Origin of the sequence: Streptomyces sp. APSN-46.1 (genome assembly GCF_022815725.1) — a bacterium.
In the GTDB taxonomy this organism is placed as follows: domain Bacteria; phylum Actinomycetota; class Actinomycetes; order Streptomycetales; family Streptomycetaceae; genus Streptomyces.
The window spans coordinates 41,792-55,386 of the sequence record NZ_JALGRF010000009.1; the positions used below are offsets into that span (position 1 = coordinate 41,792).

Sequence of the window (13,595 nt, forward strand, 5' to 3'; positions counted from 1 at the left end):
TGGACAGATAGATGCTCAGCGAAGCGCCGGGGTCAGGCGCTGGACCCCAGGCAGGCGTGCGAGCTGCTGGTCGTACAGCTCCTGGAACGCTGCCAGGTCGGTGGTGGCGACCCGCAGGAGGTAGTCGGGCTCGCCGAACAGGCGCTGCGCCTGAAGCACGTGCGGGACGGCGGCCACGGCCTCTTCGAAGACGGTGACGGTGTCGGGGTTCTCCCAGCGCAGGGTGGCGAAGACGAGCGCCTCGAAGTTCAGGCCGACGGCGGCCGGGTCGACGACGGCGCGGTAGCCGCGGATCGCGCCCTCGCGTTCAAGGTCGCGCAGCCGCCGGTGACAGGGCGAGACGCTGAGCTTCACGCGAGCGGCCAGCTCGGTGATGGTCAGGCCGTCGAGCTGTAGCTCGGTAAGAATCTTCCGGTCCAGGGCATCCACGGGGAAGATTCTCCCTCGCATCGCGCGATCATGGGGTAAAGACGCAAGCGTCTTCGGGCAAATCCGGCCTAGCCTTCCCTCCAGGGCAAGAAATGTGAGAGGGAACGATCGATGGATACGACGGCGCTGGCGGCCTTCCTGGCGGTGGGCCTGCTCCTGGTGTTCACCCCCCGGCGCGGACTGGGCCTTCGTGATCTCCGCCGGACTTCGGGAACGCTCGGTCGTCCCGGCCGTAACGGGCTTGATCGCCGGACACGCGGCCTACGCCCTGGTGGCCGTCGCGGGCCTGGCAGTGATCGTGGCGAGCTCCCCGGCGGCGCTCACCGCTCTGACCGTGGCGGGCGCCGGCTACCTGCTGTGGCTGGGCTGGGGCGTTCTGAGGCAGCCGGCCGTACCGGCGGCCGCTGGGGAGAGCTCGGACGCCTCCCGCGTGCAGGTCATGCTCAAGGGGGCTGGGATCAGCGGCCTGAACCCGAAGGCGCTACTGCTGTACTTCGCGCTGTTCCCGCAGTTCATAGACTCCGCCGACGGCTGGCCGGTCGCCGCGCAGGCCGGGCTGCTCAGCATGCTGCACCTGACCGCGTGCTCCGTGGTCTACCTCGCCGTCGGCGTTCTTGGCCCGCACGGTCCTGAAATCCCGGCCCTCGGCCGCCCGTGTCGTCACGCGCATCAGCGGTGCCATGATGCTCGCCATCGGCGCCTTCCTGTTGGTGGAACGCCTGGCTGGGTGAGGAACCCGTCGCGCTCCACCCGGCACTGGTCCGCAGGAGAGCATGTACGGGGAAGACCCCGTCGCTCTGGCATAGTCGTCACGGAAGCACGGTCAGAGTCCTGAACCCGACCCGAACCGGTCATGAGGCCGCCGTGTGGTGTGCCGAGGCGATCGCGGTCAGTTGCGGTTAGGCCTGGAGCAGCCTCCAGCGGTTCCCGCTTCTCACCAACGTCTCCAGCCCTGTCGTGTTGGAAGCGCTGCCAACACCCACTGACATTCGCCAGCCAGCCACCCGTTGATCACGCCGTGATCAGGCCCTCAGGCACGTACTCGGGCACCGTTCCGAGCAGCGCGTCGATCGCCGCACGTCCCTTGCCGCCAGCCTCCGGCATGAAGTGGGCGTAGTGGTCGAGGGTGATGGTCGGACTTGAGTGACCGAGCCACCGCGCGAGCGTCACGATGGACTCGCCCGCTTCGAGGAGGACCGAGGCGTAAGTGTGCCGGAGCACGTGGAAGCCGTCCTTGCGGGAGGCCTTCCACCGGGTGCCCCTCTCCCGTACGGGAATGACTCCGGCCGCTGCGAAGGCCGGCTTCCAGGCCTCATCGTTGAAGATGTTGGCGCGGATGGCGTTCCCGTAGGTCGTCGTCAAGATGAGCGGGAAGCTCTGCTTCTCCCGGTCGGGTTCCGGTCCGCCCCAGGGGAGCTCGACGTCGACGGCCGGATGGTCGAGGAAGTACGCGGCCAGTTCCGTGGCGACCGACCGGGGCATGTCGACGATGCGCGTCTTGCCCCCCTTGGGCAGGGCGAAGTAGAGGCGCCTGGAGAGGAGTTGCACCTGCCTGCGCACCCGGATGACGCCGCGTTCGAAGTCGATGTCCTTCGGCGAGAGCCCGAACACCTCGCCCTGGCGCAGCCCACACCCCAGCGCGACGACGACCGCGATCCGATAGCGAGGGTTGATCACGTCCCGCACCCTCTGCGCCGTTGCCAGTGGCCACACGTCACGATCCTCGTCAGGCGCCTTCGGCCAGCGCACCGTCTTGGCCCGCATCGGATTGCGCACTAGGCGCTTGTCGTCGATCGCGGTCTCGAATATGTTCGACAGCGAGGTCAGGATCTGCCGGGCGTACCGCGGAGAGCACTCGCCTTCGAGCGTGGCGATGTAGCCGCGCAGGACGGTCGCCGACACGTCGCGCAGCGCCACCGCACCGAGGTACGGAAGGATGTGGAGTCGTACCCGCTCGTCAATCCGCTTGATCGTGCCGGGTGCGCCGCGAACGCCGGCGCGCCAGTGGCGCGTGACGAAGTCAGCCAAGGTGATGGAGCCGTCGCGCGGGTCGACGAACTCGCCTCGTTCGCTGTCGGTGCCGGACCGCCGGAGCCACCCCTTGGCGTCCTCCAGCGCGTCGAACGACATGTCTCGGACGCCCGGGATTCCAGCGACACGATATCGGGACCCCTTGCCGTAACGGGTCGTGCGCTCACGCTTCCCGGTGACGGGATCCTTCTTCTTCTTGATCCAACGGTCTTCGATATAGCCAGCCAAAGAATTCCTCTGGGTAGGGGTTAGACGTAGGGCGGTAAGGCCGGTCAGATCGGTCAGGCGGTGGCCGGATACCCGGCACGGCGCTGCGGGGCGGCATTCACCGGGCTCAGGGAGGTATTGCTACGGGAGTCCGCCTGCTCCTGTTCCCGGATCCACGCGTCAAGTGCCTCGATCCGGTACATCACCCGCCCGCGTCGCCCCATCCGAAAACTCGGCGGACCTTGGCGACGGTGCCGCCAACACGTAAAGGGTGTCGGGCGACAGCCCCAGGTATTCGGCAGCTTCGCGTACGTTCAGGAAACCCCTCCCGAGCGGCGACACCCGGGGAGACATACGGACATTCGCCAGCAATTCACTGCCACAAGCAACACTTCGCACTTATCGAAAACTTTCGGGCTCTTCCGTCGACAATCTGAGGCGACGGAAATCGGGCATGACGAGTCCGCTCCCCGCTTGCTGCCAGGCAGGTGGAGCTGACTATTTCTATGGTCTGGAGAATCCCCGGTTTGGCTGACCGGGGATCGTCGGGTACAAGCCGGGGCGGCGTCACCGCACACCCACCCGGGCCCCTACGTCACGGGCTGGAGCAGGGCGAGTGGGGAGACTCCCAGGGCGGCCGCAATGGCGACGAGGTCATCCACGTCGCAGCGCCGGCGAGTACGTTCGATGCGGGACAGCATGGTGTTGGTCATGGGGTGGCCGAGCTCGGTGACACGGGCAGCGAGCTCACGCGACCGGAGTTGCGTGGGTGATCACAGTCAACTCCGCCGCCAGGGCCCCGGACAGGGCATTCCTGTAGGCGCGTTGTAGGCACGGACTAGGCAGATTCCCGCTAGGATTCCGGGCGCCCGATTCGACCAGCGGACGGCGGGATGATGGCGAACGAGGCCCTGCGCAGGTTCAGAAACGAGCGCCGGTGGACTCAGGCGCAGGCAGCGGAGCGGGTCTGTGCCCAAGTCCGAGCGACCACCGGCCGCGACCCTGAGCTCGAGCTCGATGCGAACTGGATCTCCCGGCTGGAGCGCGGAGCGATCACCTGGCCCTCCGGCGACTACCGGGCGGCTCTGTGCGCGGTGTTCCAAGTCGACAACGAGGCAGTGCTGGGTTTGCACCCGAAGGGGGCGACCCCGTACTCAGGAACACCATCCACAACCGAAACCTCCGCAGCGCCCGCAGACGATGCGGACAGCATGATCGCGGACGCGGAGCTCTCAGCCCGGCTCGCTCGACACGCTGCCGCTACCAACGTCAACGCCCTGGTGCTGGAGCAGCTCGACTCCGATTTAGGACGCCTCGCCGCGATGAGCACCCAGCCCACGAACGAGCCCTCGGTCACCGACCGGCACCTCCTCTCCACTCAGGCGTACGGCACCGGCCGGCACCTGGCAGCCCGCCAGTCCCTCTACCAGTGGCAGACCCCGCGGCACGACTTACCCGGCCTCGTCGTGGAGGAGCTGGCCGGCGTACGCGGCGCGGTAGCTGACGTGGGCTGCGGAAACGGCAAGTTCGTGCAGCGGATACGCACCCAGCGGCCGGACCTGACCGTTCTCCCCATGGACGTCTCCCCCGGCATCCTGGCAGGCATCGCCGGCGCCGTGGCCGCGGACGTCCAGCAGCTCCCCATCGCGAACGGGTCCTTGGGCGCCGCCTTGGCCATGCACATGCTGTACCACGTGGAGGACCAGGCACGCGCCGTCCGGGAGCTGGGCCGAGTCCTGGCCAAGGGCGGCATCGCCATCGCATCCACCAACAGCCGCACCGACAAACGCGAACTGGAAGACCTCTGGCGACGAGCCGCCGGCGACGTCCTCGGCATCCCCGAGGGCCCCGCACGCGTCCAGCTCTCCGCCCGCTTCACCCTGGAGGACGCCCCCGCAATCTTGGGTGCCGTCTTCGCTGACGTACGGACGATTCCCCTCCCAGGGGTGATCGAGGTGACCGACCCAGCGCCTGTGGTCGCCCACCTGGCCTCGTACGAAGCATGGGCCGACCAAATGGGCGTCCCTTTCAACGAGACGGTCGAGCGTGCCCGGGAAGGAGTGGAAGAGACCATCCACGCCGAGGGCGCATTCCGCGTCACCTGCCTCGGCGGCATCCTCGTCTGTCGATGAGTAGCAAGTAGCGCCTAAGCAACCGCATCCGTGCCGAAGAGGACTCGAACCCGCTCGGTTCACCGCTGCGGCCCCGAGTCGGTGACCCGAGACCGTCGCGATTGCCGGATCACGCAGCCGAAACACGCCTCCAGCAGGAGAGTAGGACGGCTTCGGGGCGGTGAAGGCCGTTCAGGTCCACGTCGAACACCTGGAGAGCCCTCAAGGTTCGGACCATGTCAGCCGCCGCCACAGTCGAGTCGTACCTCCCGCTTTCCACGGCCGCCTCGAGGTCTTCGAGAGGCAGCCCTTCCTCCGTCATGAACTCCTGCACCACCGCGAAGGCCGACCACAGGGCTGTCTTCGGCACGAGGCCCGCCAGGGCCAGGAATTCACTCGCACCCTCCGGGTCGTCCAGCCATTCGTGGAGCGACCGGAGGGCTGCACCCTCCGGCACGCCACGAGCCAGCTGTTCCGAGAGACGGTCGACGAGCAGCGGCCAGCCGCCCGTGATCGCTCCCAGACGCGTGAGCGCCGACTCGGAGGCAAAGGCGCTCTTCTGATCCAGAGCCCAGGTACGCAGTCCGTGGCGAGTAAAGCGCCGCAGGGTCACGATGCCCATCTCACGCCGCTGCTGGTCGGACAACAGGTCCCCCCACAGCGTGATTTGCTCCAAGCCGGCAACCACCACCGCGGAACGGGTGACCCCCGGCGCCTCGGGGAGCCACGTGGCAGCCATGTCCAGCGAGTCGAGACACGTCTGCTCCCCGGGCAATTTCACAGTCAGGTCGGAGAGGACGAGACGACTCGTACCCGCCGCGCCACCGACGAGTTCACGCTCGAAATCAGCACGCCGGTTGATGTAGGGCATTTTCCAGCCCGTCGCTTCCGCGACCTCACGCAGTCCCGAGCTGACCCGGTCGATCCCCGTAGCAGGCGAGCCGATGACCACACGGGCGAGGTTCCGACGGCCTTGCTCGCTGCCCGCGACCTGCCTTCCCGGCAGGACGTCCGCGATCTGCGCCGCGGTGAGCGGGCAGTGTGCGTGCGAGTGGGCGGACCTGTGGCGGGTCTCCATGGCCGTGAGCCGCTCAGTCACCTCCCGACTCGAGGTGTTCTGGAGCTGCGCGTCCACGTCCTCAAGCGTGCCGATCATGCTCAGCGCGTTCGCGCTCCGCAGGTGCCAGCCCCGATAGTCGGGATCCGGGGCGAGCACCCCGAGCCCCTCCATCTCGGTTAGGTAGGCACGGAACTGATCGGGGTCCAAGTCCCGAAACCCCTCGGCCCACCAGTACGTGCACTCCTCGCGCAGCTCCGCATGGGTCATCCTGGCGTCGATCCCATTGTGGTGGGCATGGTGCGCAACGACGTTGGCGATCATGTTGTACCGGGAATCGAGCCGCAGCGTGTCGTGGAAGGCCGCCGTAATGCTGCGCTGCAGATCCTTGTCCGACTGGACCCTCTCCACGTCCCCACGGGTAATGGAGTACAGCGGCCCGCACCCCTCCTCCCTCCTCGTGTGCATGGCCTGCACGAGCCGGTGCGCGAACATCTGCAGAAGGAAGGGCTGGTAGGAACAGTGCCCGAGAATCCGGTGGACCAACGGCGGTTCGTTGAACCGATAGCCCAGCGCCGCCAGCGGCTTCAGTAGCAGGTTGGCTGCGTCCTGCGGCTGCAACGGACCGATGACCGTCGGATGCTGTGACAGATGGCTGAACGGGTTGTTCACCGCGAGAGTCGCGTACCGCTGCACCGAGTGCAGACCGGCAAACACGATCTTGACACCGTCGTTCGTATCCGAGCTGAGGTCCCGAAGACGCCGGGTCTCGGTGAACCGCGGGGAATCCGACTCGAAGAAGCCGTCCGCCTCATCCAGCATGATGAGCATCCGCCGGCTGCTGTCCTGCTTCAGCCACGCCCTGATTCCGGCCACTACGGCGTCTGCCGTCAGGACCGCGTCCGGCCGCACCCTCTTGGGCAGGATCAGCGCGTCCTCCTCCAGCAGCCTTCGTCCGATGATGTTCCATACGGCTGCGGCCTGCGCACTGGTGCCGTTGTACGTGGAGTCGAGGCTCAGTGCCAGACTGACGTGCGCCGCGGGTGCCTGAGCGGTGAAGTTCCTGCCCGCTTCCTTGAGCAGAGCAGACTTGCCGAGACCCCTACCGCCAAAGACGACCTGGTTGCCCGCCGGATTCTGTACCGAGCCGAGCTCTTCCAGCCGGCCAAAGAACATCTCCTGTGCCACCCGGCCCCGCTTCTCGCTGACGTACGGGTTGACAGCCGAGAAGGGCAGGAGCACCTGCATGGCGCGATCCAGCAATTGGTTTCCACAGGCGGCGAGATGAGCCAGCGCCGCGTCGTCGAGAACGACCATCGGACGGCGACCGACACTCAGTACCGCGAGTGCCGTGCGGTCCTGCGCGGAGAGGGTTCCGAAGTAGGCAACCAGCAGGCTCTCCTGGCTCGGGTCCTGTTGGACGCGAGCCATCAGCGCCTCTGGCTTTGGCTGCCCCCACGCGAGCATCACTCGGAGCCTGCCGCGCAGCGCCGAACCAAATGACGGAACGAGCGCGTTGCCCGTATATCCCACCTCGACCAGGTCGAGGAACCGGTGCTCCGGTGTCGTGCTCCGCTGCCGGTCCCGCTGCGGCCTACGCAAACTGCGGTAGCCGATGAGTCGCAAGGCGGGCATGAGCAGGTTCTCCTCGCTCAGCCCCTCCAGCCGGCGCGCTCCCCGGCGGGAGGCCATCTCTCGCCACCCGGCGAGGCCTTGAGCCGCCTGCTCCGTGAACTCCTCCGACATCGTGGAGAAATCCAATGCGTCGAGATCCAGGAACCGCTTGCGGTCCCGCACCGCCTGGATGAGTTCCTCAGTAATCCCGTGGGGTAGTGCGTCCGGCACCACGGGGAAGAAGGCATCCAGCGGGTGGTCCGCCTGGCGGGTGTCCGGAATGCTCTCGCCGTTGGAGAGGTGGGAGATCAGCTCCTCAGCAGTCAGCAGGTCGCCGTCGTCAAGGAGGGGCGTGACCCGGGCGACGTTCTCAGGCTTCAGGTCGGGGATTTCCATGAGCCGAGCTCGCAGAGTGGCCGTGGCCTTCGCATGTGCCCGCTCAAGCTCCTCGGAGAGTGCATCCAGCCGCTCCCGTGCCGAGGCGAGGTTGGACGTTGAGGTAAGGGCGAAGGCCTTGAGTCGGTGCTCGAAGTCGCGCTCCTCTTCCTCCTTGAACACCCCGTTGACCCGCGTGCGTCGCAGCGCGTCCTCCAATACCCGGCGCATCATCTCCAGCTCGGCCACCGTGCGCTTGGCCGCCTCAGCTACCCCCAACTGCACCGATTCCTCGATGAGTTTGTCACTGCCCGCCAAACCGGGCAGGTGGCGCTGCTCGGAGAGTTCGGTCAGACGGGTGGCGACGTCGAACCGCTCAGCAGCCGCATGGCTGCTGACAGCCTCCGCCCATGTCCTCCCCGCAGCAGCGGCGATGGTGTCAGCCGACAGACGCGGCGGGACGATGTGCCCGGTCATCTCGTCCACCGACACACCCGCCAGCTTCAGCAGGTCCGCCCCGAGCACGATTTCTGCCGGGGGCTCTGTGGGATCAAGCCGGGCGTCACCGGCGAGGAGCTCGAAGGTCAGGCTCAGGGATTCGGCGGCGGATCGCATGGCGGAGGCGGTGTACGGGTCCTCAGTGCGGGCCTGCTCCTCGAGGTCAGAAAGCGCTGCGTGCCGTAGCCCCAGTACGTTGGCACGCATTTCCTGGACTTGGTCGACGCTCCAATCCTGCGCCCCCGCGTTGAGCGCACGGGCAGCAACAACCCACTTCTCGACCCACCGCAGGCGCTCACGCACCGACCGCAACAGGTTCTGTCGGGCAGGGCCTTCCAGGCGGCTGCTGCTGGACTTCATCAGCTGGCGGTCGACCTCGTTGAGCTGGGCCTGGAGCGTGGCGTCGACGCTCAGCACGCGTACATGCTCGGCAACCTCGTCGAGCACCGCCCTATCGTCGTCCGCAGCGCTCTGGAGCAGCCGGCCGACGAGCCCGTCCGGGGCGAGCCAGAGCCGCGTGATCTCAGTGGCCCGGTTGAACCGAATCCGCGGGATCTGCTCGAGACCCTGCCTACACTCCTCACGGGCCTCCTGCATGCTCCTCTCAAGTTCGGCCGCTCCCTGAGCCAGGGCGAGCGGAGGCGAGTGGAGCAGCGTCGACCGCAGGGCGCGGAGTGCGACCTCGCTCGCGATGGAGGTGAGGCTCTGGGGCAGGGCGGAAGCAACACGCTCCAGTGGGGCGCTGGTCTCGGGATCGCCGGTGACCAAAACGGTGCGCAGCAGGGCAGCGGTGACCAGCGCAGCGTCTGGCTGACTGTCGACTAGCCCGTCGATGTCCATCTCGGACAGTTCCTCTCGGACCCGGGAGGCACACTCACCACTGGCCGACCGCAGCCCGTGGGCGTAGGCGGACAGCCGCAACGCCGAGAGGCGGAAGGAGGGGTGGCCGCCTTGATCGGCCAGCGCCGCCGCCGTGCCGTAGCGCTGAGCTTCCAGAAGAGGGGCGAGCTCTGCTGCCCGGGGGGTGCCGACCACGGAAGTGTCCAGCGGCTGCGTCGTCTGGTCCCGTACGGCGTCGGGTACGTAAGCGTCGGCCGCCACGGGAGCTACCGCAGTCAGAACATCGGGGGTCGACTGTGGCGGAATCAACGCGGCCGCGACCGTCGTGACGGTCGCCACCGTGTCCGGCTGGGCGCCTTCGACGGGCACGGTGGCCGGGGACCCGGACGGAGCGGTGGCGTCACGCGGGGTATCCGGCGCCTGGGGCGGCGACTCAGACTCGCCCCCGCCAAGCACAGGCTCAGGCGCCAGCGGCACAGCATGGACAAGCTGCGTGTCCAGTGGCACGGGGCCGGTGAGCGGCTCCGCGTCGGAGGCTCGGCGCTCCTGCGCATCGCTTGCGGGTTCCTGGCCGGATGCCAGGGTGAGGCCAGCATGTTGCGCGGCTAGCATCACCAGGGCGGGAGCAGGCGCCTTGGCCGACATCGCCCCGAGCAGTTCAAGGATCTCCGCGGGCCGGTCTTGGATACCTTGCGCGAGCTCCACCATGGTGAGGAGTATGCCGAGCGCTTCGGCGTCGGCACGGTCTTGCTTGTCCCAGTCTCCCTGAGCCAAGAGCTCACGCGCTCGCTCCTGTGCCTGAACCAGTGCCTCGGCCGGCAGTGTGGAGCCCTCCGTACGGGCCAAGCCGGCCACGAGCTCGAGGTGCGTGCGGAGTTGTCCCAGGCCCAGTGCCTCTATCGCGTGGGCTGTCCGCTCCCGCAGGCTCGGCAGGTCGGTCCGCGCGGGGGTCAGGCGGTGTGCGCGCAGCACAGCCAGGGCCTCGTCGAAAGACACCGCCACCTCGGTAAGTGAGGCTAGGTCCTCGTCGTCCGGCCTGGCCTGCTCGGCCACCGCCTGGGCGACGCGCTGCACAGGCCCGGCTGCGGCCTCGAGCGCGCGCTCAACACGGTCGAGACCGGATGTGAGCAGCTCGTCCTCCGACGCCGCATCTTGCCCCTGGGTCTTCGCGTCCCGATAGGAGGAGGCGCCAGCCTCGTCGAGTCCCATGTCCTTCTCCTCGGGTTCGTATCGGGGCTCCTGGAGCAGCTCCACCAGTCGCTCGACTGCTTCGCGTACGGCGCCGATAGCCAGCGGAGGGGGTGTCTCCGTCATCCAGGGCTGGTCCAGGGCCCAGAGCCAGACCGGTGCGTCCTCCCTGCTAACGCGCAACAGAGACCACCCGGCCAGACGCAGGAGCGCCGGACTCCAGCGCCGGGTCAGCGGCTCCGTCGAGGCACCGGCCGTCAGCAGGTCGTGGAGGAGCGGCTGCGTGAGGTGGGCAGCTGCGTGCCGCGCTTTGGCCGAGTCGGGATCGCGCACCATCCGGGCCAGGACGTCGCGGCACAGCGCGGGGCTCACCCTGGTGCCCATGACCGAGATGCGCAGAGTGCCCAGGAGATGACGGCGCCACTGGACCGGCATCGAGTTCAGGGCGTGTTCCACGTCGGCCTGCTGAAGCAGTCTCACGGCAGAGCCGACGGGCGAGGGTACGGCGTTGAGGGCTTCCGCCCAGGCCTCCAACGCGCCGGCGAGGGCGGGCTCCAGGGCGGTCATCGGCCCTTCGCCCACGGTGAAGGGTGTTTCGAGCTCTTCGCACGGCTGGGTACGCCGGCGGCGAGGTGAGGTCACACGGTCTCCTGCGAACTGGTTGATACTGGTCGTTCTGCGCGCTTTGTCCCGAGGCCCGGTTCGGTTCCCGCCTATGGCGGGCGGATAGATCACGCCACCGCGATACGTCAGGTGCCTCGACGGTGCGGTCGTACGTAGGTGTAGCCCTGGGGCAGCTCGGGTGTGCCGGCCAGGCCGAAGGTCAGGAAGTCCTGTCGGAACAAGCGTCGTTGTTCTTCGCTCGCTTCGTACCCCAAATGGCCTATATACCGAAGAAATCCGGGAACGTGGTGACCGTTGACCACCCGGCTGGGCGGGACGTTCAAGTCCGGGTGGTCAGAGCCGCGTGGCCTCGCCTCAACCACCAGGGGGGTGTAGCAGACTAGTTCGATCGCGGCCTCGCGCGGCCTCTGCGGGTAGTGGGTACGGCCGTTGCCACTGCGGCTGCCGCGCGCGAGAGTGAGGTGGCCTGAGGCGAGCAGCCGCACGAGAGCTGCCGCCACCTGGGGAGCCGCTGGGTGGAGTGGTACGTCCGTCATCACGAGGTGTATCGCGGCGTGGAGCCTGTCGCGGGCCAGCAGGGCGCGGCCGTACACGTCGAGCAGACCGAGACGCCGGACGGCGGTCATAACGAGCGACTCAGCGTTGGGGGCGGCGCCAGGGATAGTTCGGTTCGCCGCGTATTGCCGGGCTGGGCTCCCGCCGTCCCGCGTCCGTACTCGCCGGTCGTAACGGTGCGCCACCGGCTCGCCGTCGACTGTCTGCGGGAGGGGCAGCAACACGGTCCGGGCCTGTATGACCCGACCAGCACGGGGCCAGGTCAGCGTGAGCAGGATGCCGGGGAAGAAGTCCGCTGGCCACTCCAGGCCCGTGAGCCGGCCCTCCTCGTCAAGCAACGCGTCCTGGGTCGCCTGAAAGGGAGGTAGGTCCTGCCCATCATGTGTGAGCGACAATTGTACGTGGGCGCCCCGGGCCTCGGATGGTGCGCCGACGAGAGCGAGTCCGGCCAGGACGTCCTGCGGCAGCGGCAGATATCCGCCCGAGAGGTCGCGGGACCGCATGGGCTGGGTCCACAAGGCGCGGTCGCGCCGCACGGGTCCTCGTACAGGGTCGCCCAGCCCGTGATCGCCAGGCCACAACTCTCCGTCGCCAGCCGTGGGTGCGCTCACCGCCGCGACGGCGGTATCGGGCTCCGAGGACTCCAGCTGCGGGGACGGCGCGGCCGGAGATCGGCTTTCCGCCCAACCGCGACCGGATGGCGTCTGGGGAACTTCCGGGCACGTGGCCGCCGGACTTTCGTCGGCCCGGTACTCGGCCCGCCACACGCCGCCGCTCTGCCAGGGGTCGTCCTGGGCCAAGTGCACGCCGTTGGGGAGGAGGCCGGTCTGCTCGTCAGCCTCGCCCCGTACGTAGTCGGCCATTAGGACATTGGCATGACTGACGGCCAGGGGGTACGCCGTGCCCCGAAGTGATGCGGAGGACCGCGGCAGTGCTCGCAGCGCGGGACCTAGGGCCGTGTAGACCACCTTGTTCCGCGCAGCGGCCCGGCGGTGACCAATCGGCGCGGCCGACCGTCCGACTGACTGCGCCAGCGACGCCAGGGCATCACGCCCCAGAGGGCCTGGGTCGGCCAGGCGGGCGGCCATTGACGTCCGGGTGAAGGCATAGTCACCCCACATCCGGAGTTCGGGCGAGGACGCCAGCGCCTGGCGGACAACGCACATCAACCTGAACAGTGCCGCTTCCGTCTCCTTCGGGGCACTGGTAGGCGGCAACATCAACGGCAGCGGCATGGGCACCAAGGAACTGGCCAGCTGATCCCAGCCACGCGTCATCAGGTAGCGGGCGTAGTACGCCGTGTCGTCCAAGTCGCCTTCAGCCACTGCGTACCGGGCCTCGACGATCAAGTGACCGTATGCGTCTGTCGTTCCGCGACGGCTCAGTCTGCTGAGCCGTTCGCTGGTCGCGGCCAGCCCTTGGCCGAATGCCTGAGCGTCGAAGACCAGCCGCTCGCGGAGATTCGGCGTTTCCAGCGACACCTGCTCTCCTGGTCCTTGAGCACCCAACGGAGCGCCGGACAGCCACCCGGGGGTGTCTCCAGTGCTCCCGACGGCTGGATGAGCGCCTTCCTTGTAGACCACCTCCGCCGGCAGCAGGTCACCCCCTGTGCGGATGTTGATCATGGCCCCAACAGGAAGGGCCTCAACCTGGTCTCCGAGAGCGACGTACGGAAACTCCCCGATATCCAGGGGTCCCCCGGCGTAGCCGCCAGCTTCCGTGTCGAAGCCGAAGTAGACAGCATTGAAGGCAACCGCGGTGTGCACTGGCGCGATTCGGCGCTCGACGAACTCGGACAGATAGCGGCGGAGCCGTTCAAAGTCCGGATGAGGGCACACGTCCGACGTGTGGATCATCTCGGGACTGAGCAAAGGAGGATCCACGTATGGCCGCCAGACCCGAGAGGAAGCTCCGCTGTCATTCGTCAATCGCATATGTCGCCTATGTTGACGTGGCACTGGAGGAAAGTGAAGAGCTGGGATCGATCCGGCGTAAGCGCGAGAGCCTGGCCGCTTACGGTTGCACCATCCGAAGGCCTCAACGACCTCGCCGCGGCCACCTGCCTC

The 13,595-nt window shown here is 67.7% G+C and carries 5 protein-coding genes and 3 pseudogenes; 3 read left to right on the forward strand and 5 right to left on the reverse strand.

Annotation, left to right across the window (positions count from 1 at the left end):
• Nucleotides 1–15: 15 nt before the first annotated feature.
• The gene (locus tag MTF65_RS22300) at nt 16–429 is read right to left on the reverse strand and encodes an Lrp/AsnC family transcriptional regulator (RefSeq protein ID WP_243630676.1); all 414 of its coding nucleotides are present in this window, start codon (nt 427–429) and stop codon (nt 16–18) included.
• 111 nt (nt 430–540) lie between these two features.
• Here MTF65_RS22300 and MTF65_RS22305 point away from each other — a divergent pair.
• Nucleotides 541–1,160: pseudogene (locus tag MTF65_RS22305) on the forward strand (LysE family translocator).
• A gap of 280 nt (nt 1,161–1,440) precedes the next feature.
• Here the strand turns inward: MTF65_RS22305 and MTF65_RS22310 are convergent.
• Together MTF65_RS22310 and MTF65_RS22315 are read right to left on the reverse strand one after the other, a co-directional pair.
• Entirely contained in the window at nt 1,441–2,559 is a 1,119-nt protein-coding gene (locus tag MTF65_RS22310) for a site-specific integrase (RefSeq protein WP_308407202.1), read from the reverse strand.
• A 698-nt stretch (nt 2,560–3,257) separates the two neighbouring features.
• Nucleotides 3,258–3,428: pseudogene (locus tag MTF65_RS22315) on the reverse strand (helix-turn-helix domain-containing protein); the annotation flags it as partial.
• Between the two features lie 135 nt (nt 3,429–3,563).
• On the opposite strand from MTF65_RS22315, the pseudogene MTF65_RS22320 reads away from it, so the two are divergent.
• Together MTF65_RS22320 and MTF65_RS22325 are read left to right on the forward strand one after the other, a co-directional pair.
• Nucleotides 3,564–3,770 (forward strand): annotated as a pseudogene (locus tag MTF65_RS22320) (helix-turn-helix domain-containing protein); the annotation flags it as partial.
• A 219-nt stretch (nt 3,771–3,989) separates the two neighbouring features.
• A complete protein-coding gene (locus tag MTF65_RS22325; RefSeq protein WP_243630812.1) occupies nt 3,990–4,799 on the forward strand; it encodes a class I SAM-dependent methyltransferase in 810 nt (269 codons plus the stop codon).
• A 109-nt stretch (nt 4,800–4,908) separates the two neighbouring features.
• Here the strand turns inward: MTF65_RS22325 and MTF65_RS22330 are convergent, their stop codons facing one another.
• The gene (locus MTF65_RS22330; RefSeq protein ID WP_243630679.1) at nt 4,909–10,992 is read right to left on the reverse strand and encodes a hypothetical protein; all 6,084 of its coding nucleotides are present in this window, start codon (nt 10,990–10,992) and stop codon (nt 4,909–4,911) included.
• 107 nt (nt 10,993–11,099) lie between these two features.
• On the reverse strand, nt 11,100–13,385 hold the full coding sequence (locus MTF65_RS22335) for a hypothetical protein (RefSeq protein ID WP_243630680.1): 2,286 nt from the start codon (nt 13,383–13,385) through the stop codon (nt 11,100–11,102).
• Nucleotides 13,386–13,595: the final 210 nt, after the last annotated feature.